The organism is Janthinobacterium sp. UMAB-60 (assembly GCF_900095235.1).
Taxonomy (GTDB): domain Bacteria; phylum Pseudomonadota; class Gammaproteobacteria; order Burkholderiales; family Burkholderiaceae_D; genus Janthinobacterium.
This window is the reverse complement of the sequence record NZ_LT607504.1, coordinates 5,643-24,596: the sequence shown is the minus strand read 5'-3', so window position 1 is coordinate 24,596 and position 18,954 is coordinate 5,643. Positions and strand designations below refer to the sequence as shown.

Genomic DNA, 18,954 nt, shown 5'->3' with positions numbered 1-18,954 from the left:
CTGGCGGCGCGGCGCCCGCCCGCCACGGCGAAGCCGGCCCGTCCGGCCGCCGCCAAGCCCAGCGAAATCGAATGGGAACAGTTTTGAGCCGGCAACGGGGGAGTGGCGCACGTGGGTAAACTGGAACAGATCGCCGCTGCGGGCGGCGGAGCGCATCACATCTTCCCGCATGCGGGCCATATCGACAAGGAACAACGAGGGCTGATGGCCGGCCAGCGGGCCGCGACGCTGTGGCTGACCGGCCTGAGCGGCGCAGGCAAGTCGACGCTGGCGTACGCGCTGGAAAGGCGGCTGCTGGCGCAGGGCCGCCTCAGCTGCGTGCTCGACGGCGACAATATGCGGCACCACCTGAATGGCGACCTGGGCTTTTCTCCGCGCGACCGCCAGGAAAACATCCGCCGCGGCGCCGTCGTGGCCAGGCTGATGAACGACGCCGGCATGATGGTCATCTGCGCCTTCATCTCGCCGCTGCGCAGCGACCGCGAGATGGCGCGCCAGATCATCGGCGGCGACGACTTTATCGAAGCCTACATCAGCACGCCATGCGCGCTGTGCGAGGAACGCGATCCCAAGGGACTGTACAAAAAAGCGCGGGCCGGACTGATCCCGGCATTTACGGGCATCTCGGCGCCCTACGAAGCACCGCTGGCGCCGGCGCTGACGCTCGATACCAGCACGCTGTCGCTGGAACAGGCTTGCGAACGGCTGTTCCAGCAACTGTCCCCGCGCTTCATCTGATGCCGCGCACCCACCTGTTCGAGGAAGGATGAGATGAGTTCCACGCACCACCCCGGCCACGGCGCGCGCCCGCGCCCTGTCATGATGATCCCCCTGCGCCGCTGCGGCAGCCATGCCCTGCGCCTGCGCCTGAACCTGTCGCCGCAGTTTTATTCACCGTATCCGCTGCACCTGGTCGACATGATGCCGCTGCTGCCCCTGTACGGCGACTTGCGCGACGACCGTGCCTACTTTCGCCTGGTGGTCGATGTGGTGGGCCTGGCGGCGGTCAGCATGGTCAAGTGGCCCGGGGTCGTCTTCGATCCGGTGGAAGTGTTCGAAACGCTGCGCGGCCAGCCGCGCAGCATCCACCGCGTGGCATGGGAGCTGCTGCTGCGCGCCGGCGAACGCCGCCAGGCGCAGGTGGTGATGGACAAGTCGCTCGACAGCGTGCACTACGCCGACGACATCGTGCGGCTGTATCCGGACATGCTGTTCCTGAACGTTGTGCGCGATCCGCGCGCGCAAGTGGCGTCGATGAACCGCGCCATCATCCACGATTTCGACACGCTGCTCAATGCCAGGACCTGGCTCGCCGCCCATACAGCCGCCGACCACGTCGTGCAGCGCCATCGGCAGCGCGTGCTGACGATACGCTATGAAGATTTCCTGTCGCGGCAACACGAGACGCTGGAAACGGTATGTGACTTTCTCGGCATCGCCTTCCTGCCGCAGATGCTGGACGTGGCCGCGTCGGCGGAAGCGCGACAGATCGCACAGCTGTCGTCGCTGTGGTCGGCCAACTGCCATGCGCCGATCGCGGCCAACATCGACAAATTCAGGCAGCAACTGTCGGACGATGAGATCAACCTCATCGAAACGCTCGCCGGCCCGTATATGGACCGCTACGGCTACACGCGCCTCTGCCGCGGCGACGCCGGCATCACGCCCGCGCTCATCGAGCTGGCCGGCAGGCGCTCGGCGCAAGGACGCGAACGCGCCTGGCGCGCCCTGGAACAGGATAACTTCCGCGACTACGTGCTGCGCCGCTGCCGCGCCGACTATCTGGCCCAGCTGCATGCACGCCTCAGCCAGAGCGGCGGCGCGCCGGACAGCGGCGCCATCGTCACGCTGGATTCACTCGACCCGGACGCGTTTGTCGTCGATGATTGACAGGCTGGCGCCGACACCTGCTCCGCATCGGCATGCCGCCGTCGCTGCCGGCCCGGCAAGCCGCGATCAACGCTCTTTGTTTTCTAAAAACAACAATTTCAATATCGATCGGCAATGTCCACTAAAATAGTGAACATATGAAACATCTGATTAGCGCGCCGGTCGCCAGCTTCACCGATTTATTGCTCGACGCCGTGTGCATGGTCGATGTGAATGGACGCTTTGTCTTTGTCAGCGCCGCCTGCGAACGCATCTTCGGCTACACCCAGGAAGAAATGATCGGCATGGTCATGCTCGACCTGGTCGCGCCAGCCGACCGTCAGCGCACCATCGCGGCGGCGCAGGCCATCATGAACGGCCATGCCCAGGCCCACTTTGAGAACCGCTACACCAGGAAAGACGGGCGCGTCGCGCACATCATGTGGTCGGCCCGCTGGTCCGCCACCGACCAGCTGCGCGTGGCGGTGGCGCGCGATATCACGACGCTGAAACAGACGCAGGCGAAGCAGGCGGCGCTGTACGCCATCTCCGAGGCGGCGCATGCGACCGAGGAACTGCCGGCCCTGCTCCAGCGCATCCACCAGATCGTCCGCGAACTGCTGCCCGCCTGCGGCTTGACGGTCTCGCTGCAGGACGAGCACGGCCAGCACTTGCACCAAGCGCAGCAGGGACTGGACGGCACGCCGGCAACGCACGCCGCGCTGGCGGGCCTGCTGTGCGAAGAAGTGCAGCGCAGCGGCAGCGCCTTGCTGATCGAGCCTGGCCAGCTGGCCGGCTTGCCGCCCGTCTTGCAGGCTGCCGCTGGCGACCTGCTGGAGTACTGGCTCGCCGTCCCGCTGCAGTCGTCGCGCGGCATCATCGGCGTGCTGGTATTGCAAAGCGGCCAGGGAGCGTCCACAGGCAACGAACACGAGCTCGATTTGCTGCAATTCGTCGCCAAACAACTTGCCATCGCCATCGAGCGCAAGCAACTGCAGAGCCGCATGCACTTCATGGCCATGCACGATGAACTGACCCGCCTGCCGAATCGGCGCCTGTTCCATGACCGCCTGCAGACGGCGTTTGCGCGTGCCCAACGCCATGATGGCCGGCTGTCGCTGTTGTTTCTTGACCTGAACCGCTTCAAATTAATCAATGACCACTACGGCCATGCCTGCGGCGACCTGCTGCTGCAGGCCGTGGCGGACCGGATCAGGGCTTGCCTGCGCGAGACCGACACCCTGGCCCGCCTGGGCGGCGATGAATTCGTCGTGCTATTGGAAAACAATCCGCTGTCGCTCGATGTGATGCTGATCGAACGGAAAATCCACGCGGCGCTGGCCACCCCGCTGCGGCTCGGCGATGGGCGCCACCTGCGCATCAGCGTCAGCATCGGCGTCGCGCACTTCCCGGACGACGGCGATACCATGCAGCTGCTGCTGCGCCATGCGGACCGGGCCATGTACACATCGAAGGCGGGCGCCGCCGAGCGCTAGCGGGCGCCTGCTTCTGGCGACAATACCCCTATGCTATACTTTCCGGCGATGCTAAGACTCTTCAAAACATGGCTGATCCTGCTGCTGATCACGGCGGTGCCGCTGCAAGCGGCAGCAAGCGGCGCCACGCGTGCGTGCGCGCCGCTCGCTGCCTTGCCTGCAGCCATGATGGCAGCGAACTGCCAGCATCACGCTGCGCAGTCATCCGCCGTCCCGCACAGCGCCGGCACGCAAGAAGAAAACAAGACCCCTGCCAAGCACCCCGCTTGCGGCGCCTGCTCCAGCTTTTGCCTGGGCGCGCTGATGCCGCCCTGCCTTTCCCTGCCTGCCGCAGCCTGCACCGGCGCGCAACAAGTCACCATCGCAACGGCCACCTTGCTGACGGGATTCATTCCCGACGGCCCGCGCCGGCCGCCGCGGCCGCTTTCCGCTTAAATTCCAAGCTCGTCCCAAGCAGGCCACCCGTGTGGCCACGATAGACCTTATTCGTCTGAAAGCAACACATGATCAAACATTTCTTATTGCGCGGCGCCTGCGCCGCCATGCTGGGCTTGCCCACGTTCGCCATCGCGGCCCTGCCCGTCATTGACGTCTACAAAAGCGCCTCGTGCGGCTGTTGCACCGCATGGGTCAAGCACCTGGAAGCGAACGGTTTTACCGTGCGTGCCAAGAACGTCGAGATGCCAGCGCAATATCGCCAGCGCGCCGGCATACCCGACCAGTTCGGCTCCTGCCACACGGGCATCGTCAACGGCTACGCCATCGAGGGCCACGTGCCCGCCAGCGACATCAAGCGCCTGCTGCGCGAGAAACCCCAGGCAAAAGGCCTGGCCGTGCCGGCCATGCCCATGGGCTCGCCAGGCATGGAAGGACCGCGCAACGATCCGTACGACGTGTTCCTGGTGAAAGCCAATGGCACGACGGTCTACCAGCACTACAAATAAAGGCAGGAAACAATAAAAAACGCCGCCGGGATTGCTCCCGGCGGCGTTGTTTATTGTCAGGCAGTAAAGAACTTACCGCCTGTCAGGACTGCATCAGATGGTGTCCAGCACGGCATTCAGGCTGGCGCTCGGACGCATCACCGCTTCCGTCTTCGCCGGATCGGGCAGGTAGTAGCCGCCGATATCCGTTTCCTTGCCTTGTACCGCTTTCAGCTCGGCAACGATCTTTTCTTCGTTGTCGGCCAGGGCTTTTGCCACGGGAGCGAAGTGCGCCGCCAGTTCCGCGTCGTCCTTCTGCGCTGCCAGGGCTTGCGCCCAGTACATGGCCAGGTAGAAATGGCTGCCGCGGTTGTCGAGCTCGCCGGTACGTGGCGATGGCGACTTGTTGTTGTCCAGCAGCTTGCCGGTGGCTTCATCGAGGGTTTTCGCGAGGATTTTGGCCTTCGCATTGCCCGTCTTGATGCCCATGTCTTCCAGCGACACGGCCAGGGCCAGGAACTCGCCCAGCGAATCCCAGCGCAAATGGTTTTCTTCCACCAGTTGCTTGACGTGTTTCGGTGCCGAACCGCCGGCGCCCGTTTCGTACATGCCGCCACCGGCCATCAACGGCACGATCGACAGCATCTTGGCGGACGTGCCCAGTTCCAGGATCGGGAACAAATCGGTCAGGTAATCGCGCAGGATGTTGCCGGTCACCGAGATGGTGTCCAGGCCACGGAAGGCGCGTTCCAGCGTGTAGCGCATGGCGCGCGTCTGCGACATGATCTGGATTTCCAGGCCGCTCGTGTCGTGCTCCTTCAGGTAAACCTGTACCTTCTTGATGACTTCGTTCTCGTGCGGACGGTAGGAATCGAGCCAGAACACGGCAGGCATGCCCGAGTTGCGCGCACGCGTGACGGCCAGCTTGACCCAGTCGCGGATCGGCGCGTCCTTGACCTGGCACATGCGCCAGATATCGCCCTCTTCCACCGTTTGCGTCAGCAGCACTTCGCCCGTTTCCAGGTCGGTGATGTTGGCGGTGCCGCCTTCCGGCACTTCAAAGGTCTTGTCGTGCGAACCGTATTCTTCCGCTTGCTGCGCCATCAGGCCCACGTTCGGCACGGTGCCCATGGTCTTCGGATCGAAGTTGCCATGCCATTTGCAGAAACCGATCATTTCCTGATAAATACGCGCGAAAGTCGATTCCGGCATGACTGCCTTGACGTCTTTCGGACGGCCGTCGGCGCCCCACATCTTGCCGCCGATACGGATCATGGCGGGCATCGATGCGTCGACGATGATGTCGTTCGGCGAGTGGAAGTTGGTGATGCCCTTGGCCGAATCGACCATGGCCAGTTCCGGACGATTCGCGTGGCAGGCGTGCAAATCTTTCAGCACTTCATCTTTTTGCGACGCCGGCAGGGTCTCGATCTTGTCGTACAGATTGCTCATGCCATTGTTGACATTCACGCCCAGCTTGTCGAACAGTTCGGCATGCTTGGCGAACGCGTCTTTGTAGAAAATGCGCACGCAGTGGCCGAAGACGATCGGGTGCGAGACCTTCATCATGGTCGCCTTGACGTGCAGCGAGAACATCACGCCCGTCTTGAAGGCGTCGTCGATTTCCTTCTCGTAGAACTCCAGCAGCGCTTTCTTGCTCATGAACATGCTGTCGATGATCTCGCCCGCTTTCAGCGCAACCTTCGGTTTCAGCACGATGGTCTTGCCCGAGGCGGTGACCAGTTCCATCTTGACATCGCGGGCCTTTTCCAGGGTCAGCGATTTTTCGCCATGGTAAAAGTCGCCATGATGCATGTGCGAGACGTGGGTTTGCGACGCCTGGCTCCACTCGCCCATCGAATGCGGGTGCTTGCGTGCATACTCTTTGACAGCCTTCGGTGCGCGGCGGTCGGAATTGCCTTCACGCAGGACCGGATTGACCGAGCTGCCGATGCACTTGCCGTAACGGGCCTTCAAGGCTTTTTCTTCTTCCGTCTTCGCGTCTTCCGGATAGTCCGGCAGCTTGTAGCCACGGCCTTGCAATTCACGCACGCAAGCGATCAATTGACCTTGGGAAGCGCTGACGTTCGGCAATTTGATGATGTTGGTATCTGGATTCTGGGTCAATTTGCCCAGTTCAGCCAGGGTATTCGGGACTTTTTGCGCGTCCGTCAGGAATTCGGGAAATTCGGCCAGTACACGCGACGCCACCGAAATATCCGTGGCGACGACATCCACGCCAGCCGGCGCGGTGAATTTTTTGATAATCGGCAGCAGGGAATACGTCGCGAGCAGCGGCGCCTCGTCAGTCAGCGTGTAGATGATTTTGGATTTTTGTGTTGCCATGTTCATTCCCTTGTATGCGGTGATGCCTGGTGGTTAACTTTCTTCATTCCAAACACAGGACGGTTAGCCTTGCTTTGGACGGCTAGTGTGCCGGCGGTGACGCCGTGCTTGCCCACCACGTATTTTAGACTGTCCTGCCGCTGTTTGTGTATCCGATGGCGACGAATCTTATATAAGACAGCAAATATCTGATGGCGCCAGGCCCGAACGGCCATTTTCCGCCTTGAAATGGGTGCAGGACGGCGGCCCGGCATGTATGTCGCCTTGATGAAGCATTCAATATTGACAATATCCAAGTGGGAGCGACGGTGCGCGCGCCCACCAGCCAGGCCGCCAGCAGCGAAGCGGCCATGGCGGGCCATTGCAGTAGTTCGAGGATGTCGGACATGGCGCCTCCTGTTTGCCGGCAACGTCGCAGTATTGTCTGTCGTTTTATTGGCGCACGCCTGCCACAGGCTGCGCCACTTCCCCGCAAATCTTCAGCTGGCTTGATATCGATTAAACCCGCTGATTAAAACGGCCATACGATGAGCAGGCTTTCTCTTTTTATTCATCCATTGTTTGTCTTTTCTCAACTGAAAGGTATTTCAAATGAAACCTGTTATGCGGAAAATCAAGTCAATGCGGCAACAATTGGGACAGGGCATGACGGAATATATCGTCATCGTGGCGCTGATTGCCGTTGCCGCCATCGGCGTCTACCAGCTGTTCGGCGCCACCATACGCAACCAGACGGCCGGCATCGCCATGGAAGTGTCGGGCAAGAACGGCACGGCCGCCATCGCCAAGGCAGGCGGGGCCGCCACCAAGGCCGAGACGGCCGCCAAGGACACGGCGAAGAACAGCCTGTCCACCTACGGCGACCAGGCCACCACCGGCAAGCAGGACTAGGCAGCCGCCACCAGCGACTGCCCACAAGCCCATGAGCGCCCCGGCACCATCATCATGACAGCGCAACAGGCCTTCCGCCCGCCCCACCTCGCGCAACGCCGCCAGCAGGGCCAGGCGCTCATCTATGGCATCTTCGTTCTCATGGGCGGCCTGGCCGCCCTGCTCTTCGTCTTCAATACGGGCCAGCTCACGGCGGAAAAAACCAAGCTCGTCAATACGGCCGATGCCGTCGCCTACAGCGCCGCCGTGATGCAGGCGCGCGCCCTCAATTTCGACGCCTACACCAACCGCGCGCTGATGGCCAACGAGGTCATGATCGCGCAAGCCGTCAGCATCGCCGCGTGGTCCGCCCATGTCGTCAAACATACGGAAAACGTCACGCCCCTCAACTGCCGCGGCTATTACTCCGTGCCGGCGGCACTGGTGCTGCTCGACTACATTCCCGTCTGCTACCTGCTCAGCTTGCCTACCGCCAGGAATACCGCGCAAGCCGTCGACCAGGTGGCGCAGCAAGCGGCGCAGGCCAGCGTGCTGGCGTCCGAAGCGGCCAAGGCCATCCTGCAGGGGGCGCAGGCGAACATGGCGGCCACCATCTTGCCGGCCCGTCAGGCCCTGATGCAGCAGGTGGCCGACGCCAACTATGCGGGCGATGGCAGCGTGCGGGTCGACAGCATGCCCCTCACCGACACGTTCACGCTGTTCGAGGGCGGCAGCTTCATCCGCGCGTATGCGGGCGCCGAGCGGGGCCGCTTCAAGCAGGCGGCGCTGGCGGCCGCCCAGCGCGACGCCTTCGTCCGGCAGCGCTCCTGGACCTCGGCCAATCACCTGCCTTGCCTGTTGGGCAACAAGGCGGAGTTCCGCCGGCGCGGCGGCACGGAACTCGTCGACTTCGATGCATGGAAAGCCATGGATACGGCCTCGCTGCACCACTGGTCGTGGCATACGCATGGCCTGTTTCACCTGCCCACCTGCGACGATGATGAAATGCCGCTCGGCTATGGCGCGCAAGCGGCGGCCAGCGGCACGCCCGACGACAGCGGCGCCGCTTACGGCCAGTCGCGCGCCGACAATCCCCGCGCCAGCGGCCTTGCCAGCAGCAGCGACTGGCATTACAGCGGCCTGCCCACCTTTTCCGACATCGCCATACCGGCCCTGGCCTACGCCTCCACCGATCCGCAGCCGCGCCTGACCTTCGCCATTCGCCTGACACGGGCGAAAGACCAGCTCAGGACATCCGATGGCAAATCCGGCATCAAGCCGGGCGGCCACCTGGGCATCATCGACGGCAAGCCGGCCCACGACGTGCTGGCGGCAGTGGCCACGGCGCAAGTGTATTTCGAGCGACCGGGCGGGCGCGACGATGGCAAGACGGAACTGGCCAGCCTGTTCAATCCCTACTGGCAAGTGCGCCTCCTGTCCACCTCGGCGGCCGACCTGGCGGCCGCCACGGCACTGGGAGGCGCGCGATGAAGCCGTCTGGCCTGTCCCTGCTTCTCCTGCTTCTCCTGCTTCTCCTGCTTTGTGCGCTGTCGCCGGCCAGGGCCAGCACGCCGGGCGAAGACGCCGTGCGTCAAATGCCCATGGCCCACGCAGCGCTGGCGGCGCGCGACGCCACCGTCAAGGTCCACCTGGTCAGCGCGCGCGGCTACCTGGATGGCAAGCCGGGTGACGCCGCCGGCCTGGCCCGCCTGCACGCGGAAGTGCAGGCCTGCGTCCAGCGCAACAGCGAACAGGGCATCGTCTCGAAGCCGCCACAGGCATGGCCCGAACATGTCATCAGCATGCGTCTGGACACGTATGCTGCCGTCAACCGCAGCATCGTGTACGCCGCCGGCCTGTCCTATGCCGTCGATCCCCGCGATTGCAGCCTGATGGAAGCGCGCACCGGCACGGCCAGCCTGTCATCGAGCCTGGGCACGTGCGAAGTTGACCTGCTGGCAAAGACGGCGCACGGCCATTGCGATGCCACGGGGCAAGCGCACGCCGCGCCGCCACGGCGCCAGCCGGCCATGACGGCGGCGCACAGGGCCGCCATCGTACGCCAGGCGGCCAGCAGCCCGGCCATGGCCGCATTCGCCGCCGCCATGCAAGCCCATCCGCAAGCGGGCACGGGCGAACGCAAGACCATCGCCGGCCTGGAATGCGAGATCCGGCCCAATCCGCTCGACCCGGACGGCAAGAACTGCCTGGCGCGCGGCGGCTCCTTCTCCTCGCTGGATGCCATCGGCGAAGCAGGCATGTCCGGCATGACCCTGGAAATGAGCTCGCCCAACGGCATCGCCCTGCGCGCCACGCAGGCCAGACTCGACACCCTGGTGCCGAACGCCGTCTTCACGCCCTACCTGGACGGCGGCTTTCGCATCACGCGCCCGGGGAGCCGGCCATGAAACGGCACAACTTGCGCCAAAGCCACAACCGCGGCCAGGCGCTGACGGAGTTTCTCGTGCTCGCCGCCGCCCTGCTGCCGCTGTACCTGCTGCTGCCCCTGATCGCGAAATACCAGGATATCGCCACTCAGGCCGGCATGGCCAGCCGCTACGTCACCTTCGAGGCAATCACGCACAACGACGCGCAAGGCGGCTGGAAGGCGCCGGCCGCCCTGGCCGACGAGGTGCGCCGGCGCTTTTTCAGCAATGCGGACGCTCCCATCAAGACAGGCGATACGGCCGGTAATTTTCTCGCGCACCAGAACCTGTTCTGGCGCGGGCCTGCCGGCGGCGCCCTGATCGCGGACTTCGGCGGCGACGTGGCCGTCAGCTTTGGCCCCGGCAACGCGGCCAGCCATGCCGGCGCCTTCACGCCCGCCAGCGACGGCGCGCCCTTCAACGGCTTGGTGGGCACATCCGCAGGCGTGCACACCGCCGACGAACTGGGCTTGCAAAGCCGCGGCATTTACCGGGGCAACGTCAGCGTGCGCCTGGCCAAGTTACCGGCCGGCATCGTCGCCTATCAACCGTTTGACAGCCTCGACCTGGCCATCCACCGCCATACGAGCGTGGCCATCGATGGCTGGGCGGCCGGGTCGCCGGCCCAGGTGCAGTCCCGTCTCGACAGCAAGCTGCTGGTTCCCGCCACGGCGCTGCGCGATGCGGCAGGCGTGGTCAATGCCAGCGTGACCCTGGTGGAAATGGGGCACATCCAAGGACCGAAGCTGGGGCAGCTCGACTTCTGGCGCGATGTCGTGCCGCCCGACCGGCTCAAGTAGGCATCGCGCCATCCACCTTATCCGCATCAGGGGAGATTGCAGAAATGACAGTCAAACAATATCTTCGGCGTATCTCCGGCGCGGCACTGGCGCTGTTGCTGCCCTGCGGTGCCGCTGGGTCAGCGCCGCCAGCCTGGCCCGCGATCGCCATTCCCGCCGGCATTGAAACCTTTGCCACAGGGGGCGAGATGCGCGTCAATGGCCTGCCGCTGTACCTGCGCGGCGTGCTGTCCGCCAGGACGCCGGACCAGGTGGCGGCGCAGTTCCGCGCCAGTCTGGGACAACCGCTGGCCGAACACGCACAGGGCGGCACGCTGGTGCTGGGGCGGGCGCTGGGCGAGTTTTACGCCACCGTGCAACTGCAGCCCGCGGGAAGCGGTACGCGCGGCATCCTTGCCGTCAGTCACCTGGGCGCCGCGCCGGGGCCGCGCGACAGCGCCACGGACCGGCTGCTGTCGCGCTTCCCCGCCGGTTCGCGCTTGCTCACGCAAACGCGCTCGGTGGATGGCCCGCGCCGCGCCGAGTTGCTCACTGTCAGCAACACCATGGGCGTCGAGGCCAATGTCCGCCACCTGCGCCGCACCTTCGAAGCGCAAGGCTACACGCTCGAGCGTACGGACTCGTCCACCAGCGCGCCCGGCGGCGCCACCTCACTGTTTTTCAAGACCTCCGCCAGTGAAGCGCTCGCGGTGATTTACCGCGACAGCCGGGGCAACACGGCCATCGCCCTGAACACCGTCACGCGCCTGGAGTCCGCCAGATGACGCCCCGCTTTCGCCACCGCTGGCCGCAAGAGGGCCAATCCAGCGTCGAGTACGCCATCGTCTGCGCCGCGCTGGCCATCGCGCTGGGCGTGGGCATGAGCGGCGAAACCAGCGTGCTCAGGCAACTGCTGGCCGCCTTCCGCTCGGCGTACCAGGACTTCAGCCACGCCATTTCCCTGCCCGGCTGAGCATCATGAAAATTCCCTTTCCCTCTTTATCGAAGATCAACAAGACCTGGGTGGTGCTGGGCGCCGCGCTCACCATCGGCCTGCTCGCCGCCGTCGCCACGCGCAGCTTCCTCAGCACCCGGGTGGCAGAGATCGAGGCGCGCAATGTGCATCAGACCCTCAGCGTCGTCGTCGCGAAGATGGATCTGGCGCAAAATACGATCTTGTCGAGCGACAACGCGGCCGTGCGCAAGATCCCCGTCGAGTATGCCCACTCGGGCGCCGTGCGGCCGGGCGATTTCGAGCGCGTCGCCGGCAACGCCATCGCGTTTCCCGTCAAGGCGGGCGAAATGATCATGTGGAGCCAGATGGCGGGCAAGCGCGTGCCCACCTTTTCCGCGCGCCTGGCGGCAGGGCGGCGCGCCATCACGGTGGTGGTCGACGAAATCAATTCGATTTCGGGCATGCTGGAACCGGGCGACCTGATCGACCTGATGCTGACCATCGACCAGAACGGCAGGAAGGTGGTGCTGCCCCTGTTGCAAAGCATGCAAGTCATGGCCACGGGCCAACGCTCGGTGGATGACGCGAAAAACGGCGAGGCGGCGCAATTTTCCACCGTCACCCTCGACACCACGCCCGCGCAGGCGCGCAACCTCATCATCGCGCGCGAAAACGGCAAGCTGACGGCCCTGCTGCGCAATCCGGCGGACAAGGCCGCGCCAGGCCTGCAAGACTATGACCTGTCGCTGCTGTTCGATGCCCGCCCGGAAAGCATACCCCTGCCGCAGCGGCGCGGCATCCCCGTGCTGTATGGCGGCAGCGGCATGCCGGTGCCAGCCGACGCCCTGCGCCTGCAGGGTCATCGCAGCGGTACCGATCCGCCAATGCCGGTGCCGATGCCGCCGGCGCCACTGGCCGCGCCACCGCCCACTGTGCTCATCAACGCTGCCGCCGCGCCGCCCTGAGACGTAGTGACGCCAGCCCGCCTTGCGCCAGTACGCAAGCCACCGCACGCCCTTTGGATGGACAAAGTCCCATGAAACGCTACTTTCTCTCTCTGCTGCAAGCCCTTTGCATACCGCTCGTGCTCGGTGCGGGCCTGGCGGCGCCGGCCTGTGCCCGCGCGCAAACGGCGCCCCAGGGCCTAATCCAAGGCAAGGCGCCGCTCGCGGCCAGGGCCGGCAGCATGCCAAAGTCGGCCAATGCCGGCAATACGGCAGCGCGCTACCAGCCCATCGGCAAGCAGGACGATGCCGAAGCGGAGCCCGAACTGGAGCTGTACCTGGGCGAATCACGCGTCTTCCCCACGCCGGGCGTGGCGCGCATTGCCGTGGGCAATGGCCAGGTCATCACCGCCAACGCGCTCGACGACAGGGATGTCATCATTTTCGCCAACGGCGCCGGCAACTCCTCGCTGTTCGTCTGGCACCACGATGGCCGCTACCAGCGCGTGAAAGTGACGGTGCTGCCGCTCGACATGCGCCGCCATGCGCGCGACATCGCCAGCTTTTTGTCGGCCATCCCGAAAGCGAAGGCCAGCGTGGTGGGCGACAAGGTCGTCGTCGAAGGCGATGAATTGTCCGACGCGGACCGCGACAAGGTGGCGGAACTGGCCAGGCGCTATCCGCAAATCGTCAATTTCACCAGCCCCATCGGCTGGGAACAGATGGTCATGATGGACGTCAAGGTGGTCGAGTTTCCCCGCACGGAACTGCGCGAGCTGGGCCTGAAATGGAGCGCCACGGGCGGTGCCGCGCTGGGTGGCATCTGGGCGCCGTCCAGCCGCGGCGATGCGGGCCGCTATGCGATCAACGTGCGCACGGGCGAGGCCAATGCGCCGCCGATCACCGTGCCGAATGGCGGGAACGGCAGTTTCGTGCCCCTGCCCGCTAACCTCACCATCCTCAGCGCCATCAACCTGGGCCTGAACGCGCAGTTACTTGCACTACAACAAAATGGTACTGCCAGTATCCTTGCCGAACCACAATTGTCGACGCGCAGCGGCTACAAGGCCAGCTTCCTGGCCGGCGGCGAGATTCCGTATTCCGTCGCCACCGTCAACGGCGTGACGGTGCAGTTCAAGCCCTACGGCATCAAACTCGACATCGAGCCCAAGGTGGGCAGCAATGGCGTCATCCGCGCCGTGATCGAATCGGAAGTCAGTTCCATCGACGCTTCGCTGTCCACCAGCAGCGGGCCGGCCCTGCTGACGCGGCGCACGCGCACGGAATTCAATGTGCGTCAGGGCGAAACCATCGTTCTGGCCGGACTGCTGCAACGCAATAGCAGCAGCGACGTCGACAAGGTGCCCCTGCTGGGCGACATCCCCATCCTGGGCGCCCTGTTCCGCTCGAAGCGCTACCAGAACAAGGAAACGGAGCTGGTGGTGTTCGTCACGCCCAGCATCGTCGACGGCCGCAGCGCCGGCCTGGCGGACCGGGCGCGCAGCGCCACGCAGCGGCTGGAGCGGCAGCTGGGCCAGCCGCCCCACCTCAGCGATCCCCTGCAGCCCGGCGCGGATGCGGCCCGCTTCAACCAGGCGCCGCCGTCCGTGCCGGCGCAGTGAAGGCCATCATGTTCCAGGTCGACATCCTCCACCCCGACGGCAGCGCCAGGCAAGTCAACGTGCCCGACGACTGCATGGTCGGCAGCAAGACCAGCAACGACATCTGGCTCGACAGCTGGCGCATCGGCAAGGAACACGCGCGCCTGCTCAAGACACCCTCCGGCGTGTTGCTGGAAGACATGGGCTCCTATGCCGGCACCAGCGTCAACGGCGTGCGCATCCGCAGCCAGCATGGCCCGCTGGCGCCCGGCGACGTGATCGGCATCGGCCCCTACAAGTTGCAGGTGCAGGAAGCGGCCGGCGCGGCGCGTCCCGTGCAGGCGGCCGCCTTTCACTCGCGCTCGAGCAGCGCCGCCACGCGCAACCAGCGCGCCACGGCGGAAATCCACGCCTCGCGCCTGGCGGCGGAAAAAATGCAGGAACAGTGGCGGCAAACGGCCGACGGCGCCGCGCCGGAAGAGGACTTTGCCATCATCCTGGCGCCGCAGGCACGCCAGCAGCTGGAATTCGAATGGCGCCAGCGCCTGCACGCCATCTTGCTCGAAACCATGGATTTGCGCCGCCACGACGTGTCGAAAATGAGCGACGAGCAATTGCGCACGGAAGCGCGGCGCTACATCCACGACATCATGCGGGCGCAGCGGGCCGATATTCCCGAGGAACTCGACTATGAACTGCTGGCCAGGCAGGTGCTCGACGAAGCTGTGGGCCTGGGGCCGCTGGAGGAATTGCTCGACGATGCGGGCGTCACGGAAATCATGGTCAACCAGTTCGACCGGATTTATATCGAGCGCGACGGCAAGCTGGAAAGGCATCCGCTGACGTTTACCAGCGAACGGGCCGTGCTGGGCGTCATCGAGCGCATCGTCGCGCCGCTGGGCAGGCGCATCGATGAATCCTCGCCCATGGTCGACGCGCGCCTGAAGGATGGCTCGCGCGTCAACGCCATCATCGCGCCGCTGGCCCTGAAAGGCCCGGCATTGACCATCCGCAAGTTCGCCAGATACAAGATGACGGCGGACAATCTGGTGCAACTGGGCGCCCTCAGCGCCGACATGGCCGCCTTCCTGCAAGTGTGCGTGGCGGCGCGCAAGAATATCGTCGTTTCGGGCGGCACCGGTTCCGGCAAGACGACCCTGCTCAACATCCTGTCCAATTTCATTCCTGCGGGCGAGCGCATCATCACGGTGGAAGATGCGGCCGAGCTGCAACTGCACCACGAGCACTGGGTCAGCCTGGAGGCGCGCCCCGCCAATGTCGAGGGCAAGGGCGCCGTCTCCATCCGCGAACTGGTGCGCAACACCCTGCGCATGCGCCCCGACCGCATCGTCGTCGGCGAATGCCGGGGCGGCGAGGCGCTCGACATGCTGCAGGCGATGAACACGGGCCATGACGGTTCGCTCACCACCTTGCACGCCAACAGCCCGCGCGACGCCCTGGCGCGCCTGGAAACCATGGTCTTGATGGCCGGCATGGAATTGCCCCTGTCCGCCATCCGCGACCAGGTCGCTTCCGCCATCCACCTGATCGTGCAGCAGACGCGCTTTGCCTGCGGCACGCGCCTGGTCACCAGCATCACCGAAATCACGGGCATGGAAAGCGGCAAGTTCCAGATGCAGGAACTGTTCCGCTTCGTCCACCTCGGCTACGCCGGCAAGAGCGACGGGGCCACGCTACGCGGCTATTTCAGCGGCTGCGACCTGCTGCCGGGCTTTTACGAAACCTTGCGGAGCCAGGGCCAGCCGCTCGACACGACGATTTTTCGCCAGCGGGAGCCGACATGAACAGCGCCATGAACGCCGCCCACATGCTGCTGTTCATCACCGCCATCGCCGCGCTGGCGGCGGCCATCCTCGCCTGGCTGGTGATCGACATCGGCATCGCCACCATGCTGCGCTACCGCGCCCACTTCACGGAACGCACGCGCTTCCAGGTGCGCGAATTCTTCCTGTTCGTCGATCCGGCGCGCATCTTCCTGGCCCACGCGGCCAGCATGACCCTGGGCGCCATCATCGCCGGGCTGGCCAGCGGCAGCGTGCTGGTGGCCGCCCTGGCCTTCATCGGCCTGGCCCTGCTGCCGCGCGCCGTGTATGCCTGGCTGCGCCGGCGCCGCCTGCGCAAGTTCGAAGAGCAATTGCCGGACGCGCTGATGATGCTGGCCGGCGCCCTGCGCGCGGGGCTGAGCCTGAACCTGGCCATGTCGCAGCTGGTCATCGAGGCGCAGGCGCCGCTGGGCCAGGAATTCACCCTGCTGCTGCGCGAGCAGCGCCTGGGCGTGACCCTGGAGCAAAGCTTGAACGGCCTGGTGCGGCGCATTCCCACCCAGACCACGATCCTCGTGGTGTCGGCCATGCGCATCGCGACGGAAACGGGCGGTGGCCTGGCGGAAATGCTCGAACGCACGGCCAACACGGTGCGCAACCGCCTGCATATCGAAGGCAAGATCCGCGCACTGACGTCGCAGGGCAAGTTGCAGGCGTGGATAGTCGGCCTCCTGCCCGTCACCCTGATGCTCGTGCTCGACCACATGGAGCCGCAGGCGATGGACCAGCTGTGGCACACGCGCATGGGCTGGGGCGCGCTGGCCGTCATCGCCACGCTGGAAGTGCTGGGCATCCACGTCATCCGGCGCATCGTCGCCATCGATGTCTAGGCGCCGCCATGTCGCCCACCCGCATCGAACTCACCATTACCGCCCTGGCCATGCTGTCCGGCCTGGCCATGGCCCTGCTGGCGACCCTGCTGGCCAGGGCGGTCGCCGCCATCCCGGCCGAGGACCGCAGCTACAAGGACGCGCCGCCGCTCGCCTTCCGCCTGCTGTGGTGGCCCATCCACTGGGGCGGCCATGCGCTGCGCCCTTTCATTGCCAGGGCACCCACGGCCGCGCTGCCCGTGCGCCTGCGCAAGGCGGGCCTGGAATACAGCCTCAGCCCCTCGCAGTTCATCGCGGCGCAGCTGCTGTGCGCGCTGATCGTCGCCGCCTTTGCGTGCTGGGTGCTCGATTCGCTGGGCCAGGGCAGCCGCAGCGGCGTCGGCGCCGTCCGCTATTGGCAGGCGGGGCTTGCCGGCGCCGCTTCCGGCTGGTGCTACCCGGCTATCTGGCTGCGCGACCGCATGGCGCTGCGCCGCAGTGCGCTGAACAAGTCGCTGCCTTTCTACCTCGACCTCATCACCTTGTGCGTGGAGGCGGGCCTCAATTTGCAGGGCGCGCTGCAGCAGGCGGCGCTGAAGGGGCCGAAAGGCGCGCTGTGCGACGAAATCAAGCGCGTGCTGCGCGATGTGCGTAGCGGCAAGGCGCGTGCCGACGCGCTGCGCGCCATGAGCGAACGGGTGCAGGAACCGGCCGTGACCAATTTCATCACGGCGCTGATCCAGGCTGAACGCATGGGCATGAACCTGGGCCCCGTGCTGCGGGCACAGGCCGACCAGCGGCGCTCCGAGCGTTTCCTGCGCGCCGAAAAGCTGGCCATGGAAGCGCCCGTGAAACTGCTGTTCCCCCTCATCGCCTTCATCTTTCCCTGCACCTTCATCGTGCTGTTCTTTCCCATCGTCGTGCAATTCATGCAGTCGGGCCTATAAGGAGCGCGCCATGCCGATACCCGCCCCCAGCATCCTGCACACGGCCAGCGGCGCACACGCGCTGGACCTGCGCCTGGCCGACACGTTTGTCACGCGCTTGCGCGGCCTGATGCTGGCCGCCCCGCTGCATGGCGCGCAAGGCTTGCTGATCACGCGCTGCGCCAGCGTGCATGCGGCCTGCATGCGCTATCCCATCGACGTGGTCTACCTCGACCGGCACGGCGTCGTCACCCGCTGCGTGGCCGGCCTGCGCCCGTGGCGCGCCAGCTTCGGCGGCCTCGGCTGGCGTGCGCCGCGCACGGCGCACACGCTGGAACTGGCCGCCGGCGCCATCGCGGCCCTGCACATCCGCCCTGGCGACCACCTGCGGCATCCACGGCTGGAAGCTGCGCCCGCAACGGTGGCCGGCATGCGGGACAAGGCCCAGCGCGGCTCGGCGATGATCGAATTCACCGTGGTCGGCCCCATCATCACCCTGCTGGGACTGTCGATCCTGCAATACGGCATGTTGTTTTTTGCCCGGACACAAATCAACTACGCGGCCTTCATGGCCGCGCGCGAAGGGGCCGTCGCCCATGCCAGCGTCAGCAGCGCCTACGCGGCGTACACGCGCGCGCTGATCCCCCTGTACGGCGGCGGCCAGACGCCAGCCCAGCTCGCCGCTGCGCTGGCCAAGGCGAACGCTGACCTCGGCGCCAACGGCACGGGTAACGCCAGCATCGAGCTGCTCAACCCGACCCGGCAAAGTTTTGATGACTGGAACGACGTGCACAGGCAAATCGCGCTGCATACGGGCAACCGCCGCGTCATCCCGTACAGCGGCCAAAGCCTGAAGGAGCAGAAAGTGGGCACCAGTTCCGGCCAAACCATCCAGGACGCCAACCTCATCAAGCTGCGTATCACGCATGGCTACCTGCCAAAAGTTCCGCTGGTCAAGAATCTGTATGCCACCTACCTGACATGGCTGGACCCGCACACGGACGCCTTTCACACCAAGCTGCTGGCCAGCGGGCGCATCCCCGTGGTGACGCACGTCACCGTGCACATGCAGTCCGACGCCATCGAAGGCAACAGCCCCGTTTCCGCGCCGGGGCCGGGCAATGGCGGCACGCCCGTCAATCCCGGCAACCCACCCGTGACAAGCG

Annotated in this window: 19 protein-coding genes; 17 read left to right on the top strand and 2 right to left on the bottom strand. The window is 65.4% G+C overall.

Annotation, left to right across the window (positions count from 1 at the left end; genetic code table 11):
- Window positions 1-111: 111 nt before the first annotated feature.
- The 5 genes from cysC to K0F86_RS25360 all read left to right on the top strand — a co-directional run bounded on the left by cysC (window position 112) and on the right by K0F86_RS25360 (window position 4,309).
- Window positions 112-738 carry an adenylyl-sulfate kinase gene (cysC, locus tag K0F86_RS25380; protein ID WP_219136905.1) on the top strand — a complete coding sequence of 209 codons (627 nt, stop codon included), beginning with the start codon at window positions 112-114 and terminating at the stop codon, window positions 736-738.
- A 33-nt stretch (window positions 739-771) separates the two neighbouring features.
- A complete protein-coding gene (locus tag K0F86_RS25375) occupies window positions 772-1,890 on the top strand; it encodes a sulfotransferase (RefSeq protein WP_219136904.1) in 1,119 nt (372 codons plus the stop codon).
- A 137-nt stretch (window positions 1,891-2,027) separates the two neighbouring features.
- Window positions 2,028-3,365, top strand: coding sequence for a diguanylate cyclase domain-containing protein (locus K0F86_RS25370; RefSeq protein WP_219136903.1), 1,338 nt, complete (start codon window positions 2,028-2,030; stop codon window positions 3,363-3,365).
- 48 nt (window positions 3,366-3,413) lie between these two features.
- Complete coding sequence (locus K0F86_RS25365; RefSeq protein WP_219136902.1) at window positions 3,414-3,800, top strand: hypothetical protein; 387 nt, start codon at window positions 3,414-3,416, stop codon at window positions 3,798-3,800.
- 68 nt (window positions 3,801-3,868) lie between these two features.
- A complete protein-coding gene (locus tag K0F86_RS25360) occupies window positions 3,869-4,309 on the top strand; it encodes a DUF411 domain-containing protein (protein ID WP_219136901.1) in 441 nt (146 codons plus the stop codon).
- 93 nt (window positions 4,310-4,402) lie between these two features.
- On the opposite strand, the gene K0F86_RS25355 is transcribed toward K0F86_RS25360, so the two are convergent.
- Window positions 4,403-6,634: an NADP-dependent isocitrate dehydrogenase gene (locus K0F86_RS25355; RefSeq protein WP_219136900.1), complete on the bottom strand. Its 2,232-nt coding sequence runs from the start codon at window positions 6,632-6,634 to the stop codon at window positions 4,403-4,405.
- Window positions 6,635-6,758: 124 nt separating this feature from the next.
- Window positions 6,759-7,022, bottom strand: coding sequence for a hypothetical protein (locus K0F86_RS25350; RefSeq protein ID WP_219136899.1), 264 nt, complete (start codon window positions 7,020-7,022; stop codon window positions 6,759-6,761).
- Between the two features lie 257 nt (window positions 7,023-7,279).
- Here K0F86_RS25350 and K0F86_RS25345 point away from each other — a divergent pair, with 257 nt between their 5' ends.
- The 12 genes from K0F86_RS25345 to K0F86_RS25290 form a co-directional block, all read left to right on the top strand.
- Window positions 7,280-7,525 (top strand): Flp family type IVb pilin, encoded by a 246-nt coding sequence (locus K0F86_RS25345; protein WP_070218525.1) that lies wholly within the window; start codon window positions 7,280-7,282, stop codon window positions 7,523-7,525.
- A 54-nt stretch (window positions 7,526-7,579) separates the two neighbouring features.
- The gene (locus K0F86_RS25340; protein ID WP_219136897.1) at window positions 7,580-8,995 is read left to right on the top strand and encodes a pilus assembly protein TadG-related protein; all 1,416 of its coding nucleotides are present in this window, start codon (window positions 7,580-7,582) and stop codon (window positions 8,993-8,995) included.
- Window positions 8,996-9,105: 110 nt separating this feature from the next.
- Window positions 9,106-9,912, top strand: coding sequence for a hypothetical protein (locus tag K0F86_RS25335; protein ID WP_219136896.1), 807 nt, complete (start codon window positions 9,106-9,108; stop codon window positions 9,910-9,912).
- A complete protein-coding gene (locus K0F86_RS25330; protein ID WP_219136895.1) occupies window positions 9,909-10,730 on the top strand; it encodes a hypothetical protein in 822 nt (273 codons plus the stop codon). Before K0F86_RS25335 ends, K0F86_RS25330 begins: the two co-directional genes overlap by 4 nt.
- 44 nt (window positions 10,731-10,774) lie before the next feature.
- Window positions 10,775-11,494 carry a hypothetical protein gene (locus K0F86_RS25325; protein ID WP_219136894.1) on the top strand — a complete coding sequence of 240 codons (720 nt, stop codon included), beginning with the start codon at window positions 10,775-10,777 and terminating at the stop codon, window positions 11,492-11,494.
- The gene (locus K0F86_RS25320; RefSeq protein WP_219136893.1) at window positions 11,491-11,682 is read left to right on the top strand and encodes a hypothetical protein; all 192 of its coding nucleotides are present in this window, start codon (window positions 11,491-11,493) and stop codon (window positions 11,680-11,682) included. The genes K0F86_RS25325 and K0F86_RS25320 overlap by 4 nt, the downstream gene beginning before the upstream one ends.
- 5 nt (window positions 11,683-11,687) lie before the next feature.
- Entirely contained in the window at window positions 11,688-12,629 is a 942-nt protein-coding gene (gene cpaB, locus K0F86_RS25315) for a Flp pilus assembly protein CpaB (RefSeq protein ID WP_219136892.1), read from the top strand.
- 71 nt (window positions 12,630-12,700) lie between these two features.
- A complete protein-coding gene (locus K0F86_RS25310) occupies window positions 12,701-14,230 on the top strand; it encodes a type II and III secretion system protein family protein (RefSeq protein WP_219136891.1) in 1,530 nt (509 codons plus the stop codon).
- A gap of 8 nt (window positions 14,231-14,238) precedes the next feature.
- Window positions 14,239-16,014 carry an ATPase, T2SS/T4P/T4SS family gene (locus K0F86_RS25305; RefSeq protein ID WP_219136890.1) on the top strand — a complete coding sequence of 592 codons (1,776 nt, stop codon included), beginning with the start codon at window positions 14,239-14,241 and terminating at the stop codon, window positions 16,012-16,014.
- Window positions 16,011-16,883 (top strand): type II secretion system F family protein, encoded by an 873-nt coding sequence (locus tag K0F86_RS25300; protein ID WP_257572358.1) that lies wholly within the window; start codon window positions 16,011-16,013, stop codon window positions 16,881-16,883. The genes K0F86_RS25305 and K0F86_RS25300 overlap by 4 nt, the downstream gene beginning before the upstream one ends.
- A gap of 8 nt (window positions 16,884-16,891) precedes the next feature.
- Window positions 16,892-17,809, top strand: a complete 918-nt coding sequence (locus K0F86_RS25295; RefSeq protein WP_219136889.1) for a type II secretion system F family protein — start codon at window positions 16,892-16,894, stop codon at window positions 17,807-17,809.
- A 10-nt stretch (window positions 17,810-17,819) separates the two neighbouring features.
- A partial coding sequence (locus tag K0F86_RS25290) for a DUF192 domain-containing protein (protein WP_219136888.1) occupies window positions 17,820-18,954 on the top strand: 1,135 nt, incomplete at its 3' end.